The organism is Streptomyces sp. NPDC033178, assembly GCF_055577685.1.
In genome coordinates this window covers 13,345-31,212 of sequence record NZ_JBVIPT010000019.1, presented here as the reverse complement: position 1 = coordinate 31,212, position 17,868 = coordinate 13,345, and the positions used below count along the sequence as shown (strand labels likewise).

General features: G+C 71.5%; 14 protein-coding genes. 5 read left to right on the top strand and 9 right to left on the bottom strand.

Annotated features, from left to right (window positions below):
• Positions 1 to 13 precede the first annotated feature (13 nt).
• Positions 14 to 1,393 (top strand): 8-oxoguanine deaminase, encoded by a 1,380-nt coding sequence (locus tag ACZ5VQ_RS37480; protein WP_469108874.1) that lies wholly within the window; start codon positions 14 to 16, stop codon positions 1,391 to 1,393.
• A gap of 244 nt (positions 1,394 to 1,637) precedes the next feature.
• Positions 1,638 to 3,050, top strand: coding sequence for a nucleobase:cation symporter-2 family protein (locus tag ACZ5VQ_RS37475; protein WP_469108873.1), 1,413 nt, complete (start codon positions 1,638 to 1,640; stop codon positions 3,048 to 3,050).
• Positions 3,051 to 3,153: 103 nt separating this feature from the next.
• On the opposite strand, the gene ACZ5VQ_RS37470 is transcribed toward ACZ5VQ_RS37475, so the two are convergent.
• The 3 genes from ACZ5VQ_RS37470 to ACZ5VQ_RS37460 all read right to left on the bottom strand — a co-directional run bounded on the left by ACZ5VQ_RS37470 (position 3,154) and on the right by ACZ5VQ_RS37460 (position 8,318).
• Positions 3,154 to 3,969 carry a chitosanase gene (locus ACZ5VQ_RS37470; protein ID WP_469108872.1) on the bottom strand — a complete coding sequence of 272 codons (816 nt, stop codon included), beginning with the start codon at positions 3,967 to 3,969 and terminating at the stop codon, positions 3,154 to 3,156.
• 149 nt (positions 3,970 to 4,118) lie between these two features.
• On the bottom strand, positions 4,119 to 6,335 hold the full coding sequence (locus tag ACZ5VQ_RS37465) for an alpha-N-acetylglucosaminidase (protein WP_469108871.1): 2,217 nt from the start codon (positions 6,333 to 6,335) through the stop codon (positions 4,119 to 4,121).
• 468 nt (positions 6,336 to 6,803) lie between these two features.
• Complete coding sequence (locus tag ACZ5VQ_RS37460; protein WP_469108870.1) at positions 6,804 to 8,318, bottom strand: MFS transporter; 1,515 nt, start codon at positions 8,316 to 8,318, stop codon at positions 6,804 to 6,806.
• Between the two features lie 102 nt (positions 8,319 to 8,420).
• Between ACZ5VQ_RS37460 and ACZ5VQ_RS37455 the strand changes: the two genes are divergently transcribed.
• Positions 8,421 to 8,822 (top strand): winged helix-turn-helix transcriptional regulator, encoded by a 402-nt coding sequence (locus tag ACZ5VQ_RS37455; RefSeq protein WP_469108869.1) that lies wholly within the window; start codon positions 8,421 to 8,423, stop codon positions 8,820 to 8,822.
• Between the two features lie 112 nt (positions 8,823 to 8,934).
• On the opposite strand, the gene ACZ5VQ_RS37450 is transcribed toward ACZ5VQ_RS37455, so the two are convergent.
• The 3 genes from ACZ5VQ_RS37450 to ACZ5VQ_RS37440 form a co-directional block, all read right to left on the bottom strand.
• Positions 8,935 to 9,357: an acyl-CoA thioesterase gene (locus tag ACZ5VQ_RS37450; RefSeq protein WP_469108868.1), complete on the bottom strand. Its 423-nt coding sequence runs from the start codon at positions 9,355 to 9,357 to the stop codon at positions 8,935 to 8,937.
• 132 nt (positions 9,358 to 9,489) lie between these two features.
• On the bottom strand, positions 9,490 to 10,146 hold the full coding sequence (locus tag ACZ5VQ_RS37445) for a hypothetical protein (protein WP_469108867.1): 657 nt from the start codon (positions 10,144 to 10,146) through the stop codon (positions 9,490 to 9,492).
• A 154-nt stretch (positions 10,147 to 10,300) separates the two neighbouring features.
• Positions 10,301 to 11,509, bottom strand: coding sequence for a pyridoxal phosphate-dependent aminotransferase (locus tag ACZ5VQ_RS37440; protein ID WP_269653458.1), 1,209 nt, complete (start codon positions 11,507 to 11,509; stop codon positions 10,301 to 10,303).
• Positions 11,510 to 11,596: 87 nt separating this feature from the next.
• On the opposite strand from ACZ5VQ_RS37440, the gene ACZ5VQ_RS37435 reads away from it, so the two are divergent.
• Positions 11,597 to 12,229 carry a winged helix-turn-helix transcriptional regulator gene (locus ACZ5VQ_RS37435; protein WP_469108866.1) on the top strand — a complete coding sequence of 211 codons (633 nt, stop codon included), beginning with the start codon at positions 11,597 to 11,599 and terminating at the stop codon, positions 12,227 to 12,229.
• 187 nt (positions 12,230 to 12,416) lie between these two features.
• Here the strand turns inward: ACZ5VQ_RS37435 and ACZ5VQ_RS37430 are convergent, their stop codons facing one another.
• From ACZ5VQ_RS37430 to ACZ5VQ_RS37420, 3 genes are read right to left on the bottom strand one after another with little or no spacing between them, the layout of a single operon-like run.
• Positions 12,417 to 13,304 (bottom strand): hypothetical protein, encoded by an 888-nt coding sequence (locus ACZ5VQ_RS37430; RefSeq protein ID WP_469108865.1) that lies wholly within the window; start codon positions 13,302 to 13,304, stop codon positions 12,417 to 12,419.
• On the bottom strand, positions 13,304 to 14,581 hold the full coding sequence (locus tag ACZ5VQ_RS37425; RefSeq protein ID WP_469108864.1) for a VWA domain-containing protein: 1,278 nt from the start codon (positions 14,579 to 14,581) through the stop codon (positions 13,304 to 13,306). The genes ACZ5VQ_RS37430 and ACZ5VQ_RS37425 overlap by 1 nt, the downstream gene beginning before the upstream one ends.
• Before the next feature lie 32 nt (positions 14,582 to 14,613).
• Positions 14,614 to 16,161, bottom strand: coding sequence for an IucA/IucC family protein (locus ACZ5VQ_RS37420; protein ID WP_469108863.1), 1,548 nt, complete (start codon positions 16,159 to 16,161; stop codon positions 14,614 to 14,616).
• Positions 16,162 to 16,280: 119 nt separating this feature from the next.
• Here ACZ5VQ_RS37420 and ACZ5VQ_RS37415 point away from each other — a divergent pair, with 119 nt between their 5' ends.
• Entirely contained in the window at positions 16,281 to 17,816 is a 1,536-nt protein-coding gene (locus ACZ5VQ_RS37415) for an IucA/IucC family protein (protein ID WP_469108862.1), read from the top strand.
• Positions 17,817 to 17,868: the final 52 nt, after the last annotated feature.

Genomic DNA, 17,868 nt, shown 5'->3' with positions numbered 1-17,868 from the left:
AGAAGGACGAACCATGGCAGCAGACCCGCGCATCGTCATCGAGAACTGCGCGATCGCGACCGTGGACGCGGACGACACCGAGTACGCGTCCGGTCACCTGGTCCTGGCGGGCAACCGCATCGAGTCGCTCGGCACGGGCAGGGCCCCCGAGGGCCTGGAGAACGTCGTACGCCGTATCGACGCGACCGGCCACCTCGTGACCCCGGGCCTGGTCAACACGCACCACCACTTCTACCAGTGGATCACCCGCGGCCTCGCCACGGACCACAACCTCTTCAACTGGCTCGTCGCCCTGTACCCGACCTGGGCGCGCATCGACGAGCGCATGACGTACGCGGCCGCCCAGGGCTCGCTCGGCATGATGGCCCGCGGCGGAGTCACCACCGCCATGGACCACCACTACGTCTTCCCGCAGGGGTCCGGCGACCTGTCCGGCTCGATCATCCGGGCCGCGCGCGAGATGGGCGTCCGCTTCACCCTCGCCCGCGGCTCCATGGACCGCAGCGAGAAGGACGGCGGGCTGCCCCCGGACTTCGCGGTCGAGACCCTCGAAGGGGCCCTCGCCGCCACCGAGGCGACGGTCGACGCACACCACGACGCGTCCTTCGGCGCGATGACACAGGTGGCCGTGGCCCCCTGCTCGCCCTTCTCCGTGTCGACCGAACTCCTCAAGCAGGGCGCCGAGTTGGCGCGCCGCAAGGGCGTACGTCTGCACACCCACGGCTCGGAGACGGTCGAGGAGGAGCAGTTCTGCAAGGAGCTGTTCGGGATGGGCCCGACCGACTACTTCGAGTCGACCGGCTGGCTCGGCGAGGACGTGTGGATGGCGCACTGCGTCCACATGAACGACTCCGACATCGCCGCCTTCGCCCGTACGAGGACCGGTGTGGCCCACTGCCCGTCCTCCAACGCCCGTCTGGCGGCCGGAATCGCGCGCGTCCCCGACATGCTGGCGGCCGGCGTCCCGGTCGGACTCGGCGTCGACGGAACCGCCTCGAACGAGTCGGGCGAACTCCACACCGAACTGCGCAACGCCCTGCTCATCAACCGCCTCGGCGCCCATCGCGAGGCCGCGCTCAACGCACGGCAGGCGCTGCGGCTCGGCACGTACGGCGGCGCCCAAGTCCTGGGCAGGGCAGGGGAGATCGGCTCCCTTGAGGCCGGCAAGCTCGCCGACCTCGTGCTGTGGAACCTGGACACCCTGGCCCACGCGTCGATCGCCGACCCGGTCACCGCCCTCGTCTTCGGCGCCGCGGCGCCGGTCACCGCCTCCTTCGTCAACGGCGAGCAGATCGTCGAGAACGGCCGACTGCTGCACGTCGACGAGGACGCCATCGCCCGCTCCACCCGGGACGAGGCCCAGCGCCTCGCGCGGATCGCCGCGCGGGCCTGACAAGGGACTTTCACAACACCCCCTAGATCTCCGGCTGAGGGGGACGGCCCTTTGCCGGTGGCCGTGGGACCCGAGCGGGGCCCACGGCGACCGTCTCCGGGGCACGCGCATGGACGTGCGCGCGCCCCGGAACGGTCTCCCCGCCACGCCCCCGTGACGGGCATCGTCCCGGTCCCGCACGACCGCGCCCCACCTCCCTGACACCCGCGTCAACGCCGACGTGTACCCGACCGGAGGAGCCGCCGTGGCCGCCCAGCCCACGTCCAGCAGTACGGACGCAGACCCAACACGCCCGCACAAGCACCCAGTTGACGAGAAACTCCCCGCCCTGAAGATGGCCACCAGCGGTCTGCAGCACGTGGCCGCCATGTACGCGGGCGTCGTCGCCCCGCCCCTGATCGTCGGCGCCGCCGTAGGTCTGACCGCGACCGAACTGACCTTCCTCACCGGCGCCTGCCTGTTCACCGCGGGCCTCGCCACCTTCCTCCAGACCCTCGGCGTCTGGAAGATCGGCGCCCGGCTGCCCTTCGTCAACGGCGTCACCTTCGCCGGGGTCGCCCCGATGATCGCGGTCGTCAACTCCACCGACGACAAGAGCGACGCGCTGCCGGTCATCTTCGGCGCGGTCATCGTCGCCGGCGTACTCGGCTTCTTCGCCGCCCCGTTCTTCAGCAAGGCGGTCCGCTTCTTCCCGCCCGTCGTCACCGGCACGGTCATCACGCTCATCGGCATATCCCTGATGCCGGTCGCCTTCGGCTGGGCGCAGGGCCCCGACCCCACGGCGGACGACTACGGATCCACCACCAACCTGGGCCTGGCGGGCGCGACCCTCGTCATCGTCCTGCTCCTGCGCCGCTTCACCCGCGGCTTCGTCAAACAGATCGCCGTGCTGCTCGGCCTGGTCGTCGGCACACTCGTCGCGATCCCCTTCGGCGCCACCGACTTCGGCCCGGTGGCCGACGCGGCCGTCGTCGGCTTCCCCACGCCGTTCCACTTCGGCGCCCCGCAGTTCCAGCTCGCCGCGATCCTCTCGATGTGCGTCGTGATGGTGGTCTCGATGACCGAATCGACCGCGGACATGCTGGCGTTGGGGGAGATCGTCGAGCGCCCCGCCGACGAGAGGACCATCGCGGCGGGCCTGCGCGCCGACACCCTCGGCTCCGCCCTCAGCCCGGTCTTCAACGGCTTCATGTGCAGTGCCTTCGCCCAGAACATCGGCCTGGTCGCCATGACGAGGATCCGCAGCCGGTACGTCGTCGCCACGGGCGGCGGTTTCCTCGTCCTGATGGGCCTGTGCCCGATGGCCGCCTCGCTCATCGCCGTCGTACCCCGCCCCGTGCTCGGCGGCGCGGGCGTGGTGCTGTTCGGCTCGGTCGCCGCGAGCGGCATCCAGACCCTCGTCAAGGCGGGACTGGAGAAGGACAACAACGTCCTGATCGTGGCGGTCTCACTGGCCGTCGGCATCATCCCGATCACGGCGCCGGAGTTCTACCACGCGTTCCCGGAGACCGCGAAGATCATCCTGGACTCGGGGATCTCGACGGGGTGCGTGGCGGCGGTCGCCCTGAACCTCGTCTTCAACCACCTCGGCGGGGGACGCGTGGCCGACGACGAGGTGACGTCCCCGATGGATCCACAGCCGGCCTCGGTCCACTGATCCCACAGGCCACATCGGTACGGGACTTCCCGTACGGAGGGCAGGGCGCGGCGCGTCACACGTGCCGCGCCCTTGGGTGTTCGGCCAGGTGCTCAGCCGGTGGTCAGCCGATGTGGTAGCTGTCCCCGTAGACCTGCCAGTCCAGGGGCGGATCCAGGTTCAGGTTCCGGTTCCTGAGGAAGACGCGCTGGGCGGTGTCCACCCGGCTGGTGTCCTCGTGGGCCTCCTCCTGCTTCATCGCCCACACCCGGGCGTCGAGGAAGGCGTTGAGGTACGTCACCTCGTCGCCGCCCTGCGCCGGAGGCCTCGCCTGTTCGAGCGCCCGCCCGCGGATGCTGCTGAAACTCGTACTGTCGCCGCCGTCGCCGTGCATCACGATGGCGTCGTAGTACGCGAACTGGCCGAGCGTGCCGATGCCGTCGGCCTTGCCCCGCCCGACCGCGGGGTTGAAGTAGACGCGGTCACGCTCGTCGTTCTGTGCCTGCCGGAACGCCTCGTCCTGGGCGGCCCGGCGCCAGGCGTCCGGGTATCCGGGGTCGAGGCCCTCGTGGGAGTCGGTGCCGTCGACGCGACGCAGGGCCGGCAGATACCCGGCCAGTACGTTGCCCGGCCTGCGCTGCGCGTACAGCTCGACGAGGTCGAGCATGTCGCCCGTACCGGAGCAGAAGCCGATGATCCCGGCCGTGTAGCCGCGGCCGTCGCCGATGTCCTCGATGTACTGGTACTGCGCCTTCCAGTCCAGCGAGGAGTTCTCCGCGCTGGAGACCAGCTGCATGGCGATCTCCTTCTTCGCCGGGTCGTCGAGTCCGGCCGGCGCGGCGCTCGCGGACTTGGTGGCGATGACGGGACCTGCCACCAGGGATGCTCCGATCAACGCGAGAAGAGTTCGTCGCGAGGAGCGTATGTGGGGGGTGTGCACGGGACCTCCAGTGGGGGTGGGAGTCGCTCTTCCGTACTGTTAGGAAAGTTTCCTACCAGAGATTCGGAGTGACGTATACCCGTCAAGGAGGTGCGTGTTGTGGAGGAGTCGAGGCCGTAGGGCGGGGCCGGGCGGCGGTGCGGGACCGGCTAGCGGGTCGTGACCAGCAGTTCTCGTACGCGGACGGCGGCGTCGTACGTGTCACCGGTGGGCCGGGTGGCGAGGTGCCCCGGCCGACGGGTCCAGCGCTCCTCCACGGCGAACCAGTCGACGACTTCCGGCGCGCGATTCTCGGCCATCGCGGCCCGCAGTTCGGTGAAGTACGTCGACCACCGCAGCCGGTAGAGCCCGCCGACCAGACCCGCCCACTCACGGTTGGCGTAGTCGCGCAGTCCGGCGTCCGCGCCCTGCCGGGTGCCCCACACCGTCAGCAGCGACAGATTGTCGTACGCCAGCCGGTCCCGCTCCGCCGCGTCCGCGCCCCAGGCCCGCGCGTCGGCGACCCAACGCCCCAGCAGATGCCCGGAGTCGGTGGCCAGCAGGGTCTCCAGTACGTCCATCAGGTCGAGCCAGTCCCCGGTCGTCCGGTCGAAGCCGGGCGTGTCCCCGGCCTCGTACGCCTTCCTGATGCGGGGGAGAAGGGCGCGGCTGCGGTTGGAGACGGCCTGGCGGGCCACGTCGAGGAGGTCGCGGCGGTACGCGGAGGAGTTCCGGAGGCTCGCGCGCACCCGGAGCAGTTCGCCGAGTGCGGGCTCGAACTCCTCCGCGTCGTACCGAAGTTGCTTCGGTGACCACTTGGCGGCCGACTTCGCCGTGAGTGAAGGGCGGGCGCCGAACAGTCCGTCGGCGCCCTCGCTCCACGAGTCGGCGCGTGTCGTGCCGTACGCGGTGCGGCGCAGGATGTCCCAGGCGGCCTCGGCGTGCGGATCGCGGGCGCCGTAGCGGGCGAGCGCCCACTCCCTGAACCACACCGTGAGATCCAACTCGCCCTCTTCCCAGGCGAGTTCGGAGAACAGATCGAAGGCGGCGGGGTTGTTGTCGGCCGCCTCGGGGAGCAGGGCGACGCCGCGCAGGGTGCTGCCCTGCTTGGTGCGCCACTGGTTGAACAGCGCTGCCCAGTCGGGGGTGTTGGCGCCCAGGGTCGTGTGGCCGCCGAAGTTCCAGATCGAGCCGAAGGCGTAAGGGGTGTCGCCCCAGTCGGCCTCGCGGTCCTCGACCTTCGGGAAGCGGTCGGAGAGGCCGTCGACGACGAGCATGCGGGACTTGTCCACGGCGTCGACGATCGCCCGCGGCGGGTTGCGCTGCCAGCCGAGGATGACCCAGATCGCGTCCGGGTGCGCGGTGAGCAGCGCCTTCTCGACGCCCTTCGCCGCGTCGGCGACCGGAACGTCACCCGCGTCGCCGCCCTCGTGCAGCAGGTCCATCTTGTAGAGCGTCGAAGGCCCGCCGAACATCTCGTCCTGGGCCCGGTAGAAGGCCGCCGCGACGCGCGCGAAGTGCTCGGTGCGCGGGTCGAGCCAGTCGGGGCGCCTGAGCCCCATCCAGGTGCCCTGGGGGACGGTGCGCGCCCCTTCGTTCCGGCCGGCGAAGCCCGGCGGGACCGTGCCGAAGTAGCCCGGGAGCACCGGCGTCATGCCCAATTCCCTTACCCGGTCGGTGATTCGGCGCCCGAGCGCGGCGCGGGCGTCGAGGAGCTGCTGCGACACGGGATCCGGGAAGGCGGCGAGATTCTGCATCAGCCACCACGGCTGGTGGGCGGGCCCCGCGATCCACCGCCGCAGCTCCTCGTCCGTGTACCCGAACTCCCGGAGGACCCGGTGGTACAGCGCGTCCGCGCCCGCGTACACCAGCACCTCGTTGTAGCCGTGCAGCGCCAGCACGTCCAGCTCGCGCTCCCAGTACGTCCAGTCGTTGTACGCGCCCGTGTAGCCGTCGTTCGTGTCGTTGAGGGCGAAGCGGTGCGGGACGTTTGCCGTCCGGGTGGCCGGGTCGGCGAGGCCGGGCAGCTGGGCCGGGAGGTCGAGCTGCTCGCCCGCCCAACTGATGTTGGCATGCGTGACGTGCTTCAAGTACCAGCGGAGGCCGGTGAGTTGGGTGGCCGCGGTGTCGCCGGTGATGGTGATGCGGCCGGTGTCGCCGGAGACGGTGAACGTGTCCGTCCTGGTGCCCGCCGCTTCGAACCTCAGCTGCCGCCAGTGGTGGGGGAGGAGCCGCCGGGCCGCCCTTGTCGCCGCTGCTGCTGCCGCCTCGGTCACGGGTGCCTCCTTGGCCGGTTTGCCGTCCGAGTGTGCGGGTGCGTGAGAACAAGCGACGGTACCGGCTGCGCCGGCGACTGCGGTCAGGAACGCGCGACGGGCCAGCGGCATGGGGGTCTCCGGTTCGCGGGGCGGGGTGGGGCGCCGTGGGAGGGATACCCCCGGTGGGGGTACCTGGGCACGGCGGTTGGGCCACATGGGGGAGAACCCACGGTGAATGGGCCGAGGGGTTTTCCGCCCCCGCCGCCCCTACCCATTCCCGTCCCTTACTCGGGGGCTCCGCCCCCGAACCCCCGCTCCTCAAACGCCGGAGGGGCTGACTACCAGCCCGTCCGGCGTTTGAGGACGAGGCCGTTCAGGCCGAAGCGGGGGTCTGGGGGCGGCAGCCCCCAGGGATGGGACGGGTAGGGGCGGCGGGGGCGAAAGAGGCTTGGGGGCAGGGCCGGGTCAGGGACTGGCAGGGCTGGGCCAGCGGAAGGCGGCCGGTGAAGAAGGAGCGCGGCGGGACGCCCATGAGGGTGCGGAAGTCGGCCGTCTCGCGGCTGGGGGAACGTTCCTCCCAGCCGCACCCCCGGTGCCTCAGCCGGACACCTCAACGCGTTCCTCCGATTCGGGCTCGGCCTTCACCGGTTCCGAGGCCGACTCGCGCCCCGGCCGCAGCACCCCCGCCGCGAGCGCCAGCCCCGCCAGCGCGATCCCCGTACCGACCGCGAACGCCAACCGGTATCCGTCGGCGGTGGCCGTGGCGAGCGCCGTGCCGTCGTCCACGAGGCCGTCCGTGCGGCTCGCCGCGAGGGTCGTGAGGGCGGCGAGGCCCAGGGAACCGCCCACCACCTGAGTGGTGCTGAAGAGCCCGGACGCCAGGCCGGCGTCCTCCTCCAGGGCGCCGGACATCGCGAGCCCGGTCACCGCGGGCATCGCCGCCGCGAACCCGGTGGAGAGCAGCAGCAGCGCGGGCAGCACGTCGACGACGTACGAGCCGTCGGCCGGCACCCGGGCGAGGAGCGCCATCCCGGCCGTGATGAGTACGAGCCCGGCGAGCAGCACGCGGTAGGGGCCGAAGCGGCCGATCGTCCGCGCGGACAGGCCCAGCATCAGTACCCCGATCAGGACGGGCGCGGGCAGGAACGCCGTACCGGTCATCAACTCGCTGAAGCCCAGCACGCGTTGGAGGTACAGCGCCCCGATGTACTGGAAGCCGAACATCGCCGCGACCATCAGGATCTGCACCCCGTTCGCGCCGGTGAGCAGGCGTGAGCGGAACAACCTCAGCCGCAGCAGCGGACGGGCAGCCCGCGCCTGCCGCAGGGTGAAGGCGCCGAAGAGGGCGACGGAGACGGCTCCCAGCACGAGCGTGGCGCCCAGCCCGCGTTCGCCGGCGCCCACGATCGCGTACACCGTGAGCATCAGCGCGCCGGTGACCAGCGCGGCACCCGGGTAGTCGGCGCCCTTGCCGAGCCCGGCGCCACGGTCGGGGGCAAGGATGCGGAGGGCGGCGATCCAGGCGACGATCCCGATCGGCAGGTTGATCAGGAAGATCCAGTGCCAGTTGAGCGCCTGGGTCAGGGCCCCGCCGAGGAACGTGCCGAGGGCGCCGCCCGCCGCGCCGACCGCGCTGAACACGGCGATCGCCTTTGCCTGTTCGCGCGGCTCGGGGAAGAGCGCGACCAGCATGCCCAGCACCACGGCCGAGGTCATAGCCCCGCCGACGCCCTGCGCCGCCCGCGCCGCGATCAGCATGCCCTGGCTCGTGGCGACCCCGCACAGCACGGACGCCACGGTGAACACGACGAGCCCCGCCACGAACATCCGCTTCCGGCCGACCAGATCACCCAGCCGCCCCACGAGCAGCAACAGCCCGCCGAACGGGATCAGGTAAGCGTTCACGACCCAGGCCAGTCCCGGCGCCGAGAAGCCGAGGTCGCTCTGGATCGCGGGCATCGCGACGGTCACGATGTTGCCGTCCAGGATCGTCATCAGCGTGCCCGCGCAGAGCACGACGAGGGACGCCCAACGGGAGTACGTTCGCTGTGCCGGACTCTGCTCCGGGCGCGGCGCGGTTCGCTCTGTGGGTGACCCGTTCCGGGACGACATGGCCTTGGCCCTCCGTATCGCTGCAGGTTGTTCCATAGGTGCACGACTTGTAACGGGGGATATCGTGGGTGACCACGGAGACCGGCGTAAGGAGGCACTTCAATGTCCCAGGGGAACACCGGTGTTACGTCGCAGGTCGTGCACGCGGAGGGCTGCCCGGTCCGGGAGGTTCTTGACAGGGTCGCGGGCAAATGGAGCGTGATGATCATCGTGGCCGCCGCGCACGGCCCGATCCGCTTCACCGAGCTGGAGCGCAGCATCGAGGGCATCAGCCGCCGCATGCTCACGCTGACCCTGCGCAATCTGGAGCGCGACGGACTCATCACGCGGACCGTCCACCCGACGGTCCCGCCGAAGGTGGAGTACGAACTCACGCCGGTGGCCCGTGAGTTGCACGCCAGCCTGCTCGGTCTGACCGACTGGGCGGAGCGGCACCGGGTCACGATCGCAGAGTCGCGTGCGGCGTACGACGCCAAGCACCGACCGGAGCTGCTCGATGCGTGAGCGCTCCGCCGTGAGCCGGGTGCGTGGTGTGGTGTGGCGTCTGCGGTGCCGTCGTGGCTGGTTGCGCAGTTCCCCGCGCCCCTAAGGGGGCGCGCCTGCCCCCCCAGTTGCGTCAGAGGCCGAACCGTCCGGGGTCCGAGGCCAGTGCTCGGAAGTAGTCCCTCGGGTCCGCTACCAGCTTTCGCTCCTTGAGGTCCATCAGGCCGCCGACCGCCGTGAGCTCGGCGGCGACGGTGCCGTCGGGCTTGAGGATCGTCTGCTCGATCCGGAACGTCTTGCCCTCGCCCCAGATGAAGTCGCAGGTCACCTCGACCTCGTCGCCGGCCCGCAGCTCCCGCCGGTAGCGGACGGTCATCTCCAGGGAGACCGGGCCCACGCCCTTGGCCGCCAGACCGGCCTGGGTGATCCCGGCGGCCTGCAGTAACGACCAGCGGGCGTGCTCCGCGTAGTTCACGTACACGGCCTGGTTCAGGTGTCCCTGGACATCGGTTTCGTACCCACGCACGGTCACCGGGACGGAAAACGGTTCGGTCATGACTTCTCCTTCAGCGACTTCAGTGGCTGCAGCGACTTCCGCGGGTTCGACGGCAAGCAGAATGGGCGCAAGCGTACTGAGCGGTTGCTCAAGGCCGTCAACCATTGAATGTCGTAGGGCGTTCGGGGGCTGTCACGTCCGTCGCGGCGAGGCCAGCAGATACCGCGCGCCCGTACGCGGCTCCGTGTGCTCGCCCACCTGCCAGCCTGCCTGCTCCAGTGTCGCCGCGCACTCCCGCAGGGCCTCGGCGCCAGGCCCGCGCACGGCGACGGCCTCCGGCTGGGGTGTCGCCCGCACCCGGTACCCCTCGGCGTCCGTGTGCGCGTCCGCCGGCCGGTGCCCCGCCGCCTCCAGCGCGAGCGCGGCGGCCTGCACCAGATGCGTACGCTCCCACGCGCACGGCCGGTCCACGGCCCCGTGCGGATTGGTCATGCGGCGCAGTTCGAGCAGCCCCTGCCAGGCGCTGTGCACCTCGCGTATGCGCGAGGGACCGGAGTCGATGGCCTCCTCGCCGCCGACCCGCGCGGCGAACACCCCGGAGGACTCCCGGGCAGGATCCCGGGTGTGCTCGGACGCTTCCGGAGCGCTCGGCGCCGCGGTGGCGGTCTCCTCGCGGATCCGATGCCCGGCGGGCGTCAGGAAGTGATCGTGCGGCGGACGCGGATGCCGGAACGCGAGCTCTCGCTTCACCAGCGCCGCGAGCTGGCTCTCCGTACCTCTCAGCCGCCCGGTCACGGGGTCGGCCGCGTCGATGACGCGCCGCTGGGCGGCGGTCGGCGGTCGTGTCACGGCGCGCTCCTCCCGGTCCGTCGATGAGCGGCCCCGATCGAGGATCCGGTCGATCGGCGGGCCCATTCGAAGACTACGACCCGGGTCTGACATCGCCCCGTCACGGGCTCGTGAAGAGCCCCGCCCGCCCCCGGGCCCCGTCCGCCGGGAACTCCTACTGCCGGTAGCCGCTCAGGAACCGGCCGATCCGGCTGATCGCCGCGTCCAGGTCGTCGGCGTGCGGGAGGGTGAGGATGCGGAAGTGGTCGGGAGTGGGCCAGTTGAAGCCGGTGCCCTGGACGACCTGGATCTTCTCCCGGAGCAGCAGGTCCAGGACGAACTTCTCGTCGTCGTGGATCTTGTGGACCTTGGGATCCAGGCGCGGGAACGCGTACAGCGAGCCCTTCGGCTTCACGCAGGACACGCCGGGGATCTCGTTGAGCTTCTCCCAGGCCACGGTGCGCTGTTCGTGCAGGCGTCCGCCCGGAGCGGTCAGCTCGTGGATGGACTGGCGGCCGCCGAGCGCGGCCTGGATGGCGTACTGCGCGGGCGCGTTGGCGCACAGCCGCATGGAGGCCAGCATGGTGAGGCCCTCGATGTAGTTCTTCGCGTGCTGCTTCGGACCGGTGATCACCAGCCAGCCCGAGCGGAAGCCGGCGACGCGGTACGTCTTGGACAGGCCGCAGAAGGTCAGGACGACCAGGTCGGGGGCGAGCGCGGCGACCGAGTGGTGCACGGCGTCGTCGTACAGGATCTGGTCGTAGATCTCGTCGGCGAAGACCATCAGGCCGTGCCGGCGGGCGAGGTCGAGGATGCCCTCGATGATCTCCTTCGGGTAGACCGCGCCGGTGGGGTTGTTCGGGTTGATGATGACCACGGCCTTGGTGCGGTCCGTGATCTTCGACGCCATGTCGTCCAGGTCCGGGTACCAGTCGGCCTGTTCGTCGCAGAGGTAGTGGACCGCCTTGCCGCCCGCGAGGGTCGTGACCGCCGTCCAGAGGGGGAAGTCGGGGGCCGGGATGAGGATTTCGTCGCCGTCCTCGACCAGTGCCTGTACGGCCATCGAGATCAGCTCGGAGATGCCGTTGCCGAGGAAGACGTCGTCGACGCCGACCTCCAGGCCCAGCGTCTGGTAGCGCCCCGCCACGGCCCGGCGGGCCGAGAGGATGCCGCGCGAGTCCGTGTACCCGTGCGCCTGGGGCAGCATCCGGATCATGTCCTGGAGGATCTCCTCCGGCGCCTCGAAGCCGAAGAGCGCGGGGTTGCCGGTGTTCAGGCGCAGCACGCTGTGGCCTGCCTTCTCCAGCGCGTCGGCGTGCTCGATCACCGGGCCCCGGATCTCGTAACAGACCTCGCTGAGCTTGTTCGACTGCCGGAACTCCATGCGCGCTCGCCCCTCCGGTTTCGTGTGTTGCTTGGTTTTACCAAGTTCGAGCTTGGAAAGTCCAACAAGTTGTCTAGACTGCGTCGCATGTCACCTCGCCGAAGCTACGACCAGTACTGTTCCGCTGCCCGGGCCCTCGATGCCCTCGGTGACCGCTGGACCCTCCTGATCGTCCGCGAGCTGCTGGCCGGTCCCCGCCGCTACACCGACCTGCACGCGGATCTGCCCGGCGTGAGCACGGACGTCCTGGCGTCCCGGCTCAAGGACATGGAGCGGGACGGCCTGGCGACCCGACGACGGCTGCCGCCGCCCGGGGCGGCGAACGTGTACGAACTCACCGCCCGTGGGCGCGAGTTGCTGCCCGTCCTCCAGGCGCTCGGCGAGTGGGGCGCACCCTTGCTGGCGGAACGCCGCCCCACCGACGCGGTACGCGCCCACTGGTTCGCGCTGCCGTTGCTGCGGTCCCTGGAGGGACTCGGCGACGGCGTCGTCCACGTCCGGCTGGACGAGGGGGAGTTCTACGTACGTCTCGGCGCGCAGGACGGCCCGGTCTACGGGGAGGGCCCGGCCCCCGAGGAACCCGACGCCGGTCTCTCCCTCGACGCCGAGGCATGCACGGCACTCGCGAGAGGCGACCTGGCCCTCCTCGACGCGGTTCGCGACGGCCGCATCACGGTGACAGGCGAAAGCCCCCTGGCAAAGACGCTCCGGGAGGCGTGACGCCGTACCCCGGGGACGCCAAGAGGCCCGCCGCACCATGGTGTTGGCGCGACGGGCCTTTGTGGAAGGGCCTGAGCGGGACCGGTTTCGGACTCGCTGCGGCACAGCACTCCTCAAGGGGCGCGGGGAACCGCGCGACCAGCCACAGCCGGCCCGCAGACACAAGAACTGCCGACCGGCGCAGCGCTCACGCGCCCGGCGGAACCCGAGAAGGCCGCCCCACTCCCCGGGTCAACGAGTACCCGCCAACCCCCGCAAGCGCCGCCAGCACGCCGCCCACCGCGGTCCACACCCACCGGTCGGACCACCAGCCGGAGGCCCAGCCGTCATCGGGCTCGATGCTGGACAGCACGGCGACCGAAGTCTCGGACTCCTCGTCGCTGTCGCCACCCTTGGCCGCCACGGCGACCCCGGGAACGAGCGGCTCGGCCAGCGAGCCGTCCACCGCCGCGGCCCCGCCGACGTCCTTCGAGTCGACCTGGACCTCGGTGCTCACCGGCAGCCCGAGGTCGGCCGCCTTGAGACCGACGGTGGTCAGCCGGACGTAGTAGGTGCCCGGCAACGGGTCGTCGGCCCACGGCTCGGACCAGGCACGGACCGTACGCAGGGTGCAGGACAGGTCAACGGAGGCCGCGTCCTGGGCGGCCGTCCGCGTCTGCGCCCCGTACTGGCACGCCTGGCGGCGCCGCAGTCCGTCGTACACGTCGACCTGCCAGGTCGCCGAGGCATGCGCGTCGGGCAGCTTCACCGTCGCCTTCACGGTGGGCCGCTGCCCGGCGTCGGCGGGGAACGACCAGTACAGGTAGTCGCCCATGGACGCGCTCGCCGTGGCCTGTTGACCCTGGTCGACCTCGGTCGCCGTACGGAACGACGTACCGGCCGAGGTGGGCGCGGCGCCGTCGTCGGACGGGCTCGCGGAGGGGGAGGAGTCGGCGACCGCGGGGGACGCGGCGGCCCCCAGCACCAGCAGACCCGCCCCCACCGCACGGACGACACGGCCTGCACCGCCTGCCCGCCCGGTGCCCAACAGACGAGTGCTCGACACACGGGGGCTCAACACACGAGAAGTACGCATCAGTTGGTCCTCCAGACCGCGACCCGCCAGCGCGAAACCCAGCCCCACAGCACACCCGCGAGGAAGCCGGTGAGTACCAGGGCGCCGAGCAGCCACCAGCCGCGACCGAGGCCGAAGGAGGCCACGTCGCTCGATGTGTCGGGACCGTCGACGACGTCCACGGTCAGTTCGAGCGGCAGTCCGGGCGTGGTCTTGACGCCGGAGGCCGCCGAGAAGGAGTTGGCGACCTGCAGACACACGGCCTCGGCCGCGGGCTTGTCGTCGGAATCGTCGTCCTCGCTCTCCGCCTTCGGGTAGCGCAGACCTGCGGACATGACGTCGGTCCGGCCCGAGCCGGTCGATTCGCCGCGCACGATCTCGCGGCCGCTCGCGGTCACCGCCCGCAGCGACACTCCGTAGTCACGGTCGACCTGACGGTCGGCCGCCACGCTCACCGACGCGCGAAGCTCGAAGCCCGCCGGGACGTCCACGCGGTACCAGCGGTGCTGCCCGAACTCCTCGCGGTCGGTGTAGAGCCCGGACTTGAGCGTGGGCGCCTGCGCACACGCGTCGGCGCCGTCCACGGCGACCGGCGTGACCACCGGGTCGGCCGCCCGGTCCACCAACTGGTTGACCTTGTCGGTGAGTTCGTCGGTGTGCTCGATCGAGGTGTACGTTCCGCCGGTCGCCTCCGCGATACAGCTCAGCTGCTGCCGGAGTTTTGTGTTCGGCACCAGGCCGAGCGTGTCGATGGTGAGGCCGATCCCCTTGGCGGCGATCTCCCGCGCCACCTCGCACGGGTCCAGCGGGGCGCAGGTGTCCTCGCCGTCGCTGATGAGGACGATACGGCGGGAGCCCTCGCCGCCCTCCAGGTCGTCGGCCGCCTTGAGGAGCGCCGGGCCGATCGGGGTCCAGCCGGTGGGTGCGAGGGTCGCGACGGCGGTCTTCGCCTCCGTGCGGTCCAACGGCCCGACGGGGTAGAGCTGTTCGGTGTCCTTGCAGCCCGTCTTGCGGTCGTCGCCGGGGTAGTTGGCGCCGAGTGTCCGTATGCCGAGCCGGACCTCCTCGGGGGTCGCGTCGAGGACCTCGTTGAAGGCCTGCTTCGCCGCGGCCATCCGCGTCTGTCCGTCGATGTCCCGCGCGCGCATCGAACCGCTGACGTCGAGGACGAGGTCGACCTTGGGCGCCGCGTCACCCGTGGGTTCGCCGGCGACGGCTCCGGCCGGGAGGGCGATCCCGGCCGTCAGGGCGGCGAGCAGGGCGCAGGCGCCCACCGCCAGCCGTTGTCTTGTGATCATCGCCGGATCCTATTGATCAATGGCGTCACGCATCAAAACGAGGGGCGGGGCGGGGTGACGTCCGGGTCGACGAGCGGGTTCGGCAACCGCGCCCAGATGTCCCCCGGCCGCTCCGGCGACAGCCGCATCGTCGTCAACGCCTTGGCCGGCAGCGGCTCTTCGAGCAGTGCCACGAGATCCGGGGTGCGCGGCAGATCCCGTACGGCCGTCGACAGTGCCTCTCCCAACGCGGTCGCCGAACCCGCCGTCGCCGCCAGTGCGCCCGCGACGAGCGAACCGAACAGCTTGCTGCGCAGGACGGACTCGTCGTCCGTGACGATACGGCCCGTCAGGTCCGGGACCGGAATGCCGTGGCGGGCCAGCCGCGCCGGGCTGATCCGGATGTCGGCCAGATCGCGGTAGACGAGCCGCAGCGGGGCGCCCGCGGGCGAGAGCACCACCAGCAGGTTCTGGCCGTGCGCCTCCAGGGCCACTCCCAGGTCGAGCAGTCGCAGCCCGACGGCGAGCGCCAGCCGGCTGAACTCGGCGAGCCAGGCCGGGGACTGGGGCAGCACGGTCGAGGCGAGAGCGGCCACCGGGACGACCCGCTCGCCCGCCCCCGCGTACACGTCGGGGGACTCGCGCAACACCGCTGCCAGATCAGGGGTGTTGGCGGTGACCGCGCCGAGGGTCCTGGTGATGTGCAGCATCCCGTCCAGACGCCCGGCCATCGCCTCCATGAACGCCGATACGGCCGCCGCCGACTCGATCGAGTACACCGAGATGTCCCGCACGGACGAGGTCAGCCGGGCGCTGAGCGCGGTCTTGACGTGCGGTCCGTCCGGGAGGGCCAGGGTGCGCAGGGACATCAGGGGATGCGCGGCCAGACTCTCCCCGGCGACGCCTTCCCCGACCGCCCTTTCGTCCTTCAGCACATGCCGTGCCTGCCACGGGTGTACGGGGATCAGCACCCGCCCCGCCTCCCGGTACGGCCACTGCCCGCCCACCAGGCAGCCACCCTCCGGCACGGCCACCAGCCCCAGCTCGACATCCGCCCGGTGCTCCGGCGCGTACGCCAGCTGCTCGGCCACCGAAAAACCGGGCCGTGAACGGCAGTTGGGATGGAACGGATGCCCGTCCACGACCCGCTGCTCCCACCCCCAGGACGTGAAAGGGGAACTCGGGGCGGGCTGGTTGGCGCGGGAGAGGGCCAACGAGGCGACGCTGTGGCCGAGTTCGACGGCGAAGGCATGCCCGTGCGGCAGTCCGAGTGCGGCCATGAGTTCGGCCGGGTGGCCGTACGCCGTCCCGTCCAGCTCGACCTCCCTGACGGTGGCGGCCGTCGCGTACGCGTCCGAGGCGGGGCCGCGCAGACGACGCCCGTCGGCCAGCCGGAGCACCAACCCGTCGCGCCCCGCCGCCTCCCGGCGCGCGACCCACGGCAGCGGCTCATGGACGAGCCCGCGCCACAGCCGGGTCAGCACGGCCGCGCGGGCACCGGGGAGCTCCGCCGTGTACGGGGACAGCAGGGCGGGGCGTGCGGTGCGCAGCTCGGCGGCGAGAACCGACTCGGTCTCGGCCGGGGTGCGGGGAGGGTGCACAGAGGGCTCCTAGGGTGTGGGGACGGCGTCGCGGCCGGGTACAACGCCGGACATACTGAGCGCCAGGGCACCGTACGCAACGAACGGATCGCGTGGACCTCATGCACCCCATGCCACCCATGCACCCCATGAACACCGGGGACGGCATCGGCGAAGCAGCCGATGCGTACGCGGCGGCGCCGCTGCTCAATTGTCTGCTTCGGGAGCTCGGCGAGCCCGCACCGGGACCCGGGGAGTCCGGCGACCGGCGCGTGTACCGGCTGCCGGCCGGGGGACGGCTCCTGCGGGTGCGCGCAGGGCGCCGCCTCGCCGAACCCGAGGTGTACGCCGCCGGTGCCTGGCAGCGCCTCAGCCACGCTGAACTGGTCAAACTCACCGCCGAGGTCCTCCGCGGGCACACCGGCCTGTCCAATCCCGAACTGCCCGTCGAGATGATCGACAGCCGGGACGCGGTGGCGGCGATCCTGACCGCCCGGGAGGGGACGCCCCCGCCCGACGACCTGTACCGGCGTTCCGAACAGTCCCTGATCACCGGACATCCCTACCATCCCGCCCCCAAGGCCCGCGGCGGCGGCCCGGTCACCGGCTGGATTCCGTACGCCCCCGAGGCGTACACCCGCTTCCCCCTGGTGCTCCTGGGGCTGAGGGAGGACGTGTGCGTGGAGGACGGTGACACGGGCGTGCTCGACGCGCTGGGCGAGGCCCCGCCCGGCTATCGCCTCCTGCCCGCCCACCCCTGGCAGCTCGACCTCGTCGGCGCCCGGCCGGAGATCTGCGAGGCCTTCGCGGACGGCCGCCTCGTACGGCTGGGGACCTCCTCGTGGACGGCCTGGCCCACGGCGGCCATCCGCACGCTGTACGTCCCCGGCACCGACCTCTTCCTGAAGTTCAGCCTCGACGTCCGCATCACCAACGACATCCGCCGCCTCTGGCGCCACGACCTCCTCCGGCTGCGCCGCACGGACGCGGCGGTGACCTCGGCCTTCGCTGCCGCGGGCACCCCCGCGGCCTGGCTGAGCGACCGCGGCTACCGCACCGCGGACTTCGCCTTCGAGGAGCTCGCCGTCCTCGTACGCGACGGTCTGGGCACGCATGTGACCCCCGGCGCGACCCCGGTCCTGGCGGCCGCGCTGACGGAGGCCTTCGAGGGCAACCCTCTCGACGGCCTCGCCGACCCCACCGCCTGGTGGTCGGCGTATCTGCGTCAAGTCGTCCCGCCCGCCCTGGAGTTGTTCGCCCGGCACGGGGTCGTACTCGAAGCGCATCTGCAGAACACGGTGGTCGCCCTGGACGCGGACGGGATGCCGGTGCAGGCGCTGTTCCGCGACGCGGAGGGCGTGAAACTGCTCCCAGAGGTGACGCGCGCGGCCGGGTGGGAGCGGCTGGTGTACTGCCTGGTCGTCAACAACCTCCTGGAGATCGCGGAGGCGCTGGGGGAGCGGTACCCGGGCATGGAGCCATGGGACGCCGTACGCCGAGAGCTGACGCGGTGCGGCGCGGAGCTGCCCGAGGCGGCCGAGCTGCTCCGGGCCCCGGCCCTGCCCGGCAAGACGAACCTGCTGCTGCGCTGGACCGGCGCGGACGGCGCCGACGCACGCTATCTGCCCGTCCCGAACCCCTTGCGCACGTCCGACGCGACGGCCAGCAGGCGATAAATGCCGATCGGCGGCCCGAGCGACCCCCACGCGCTCCCCGACAGCGCAGCTA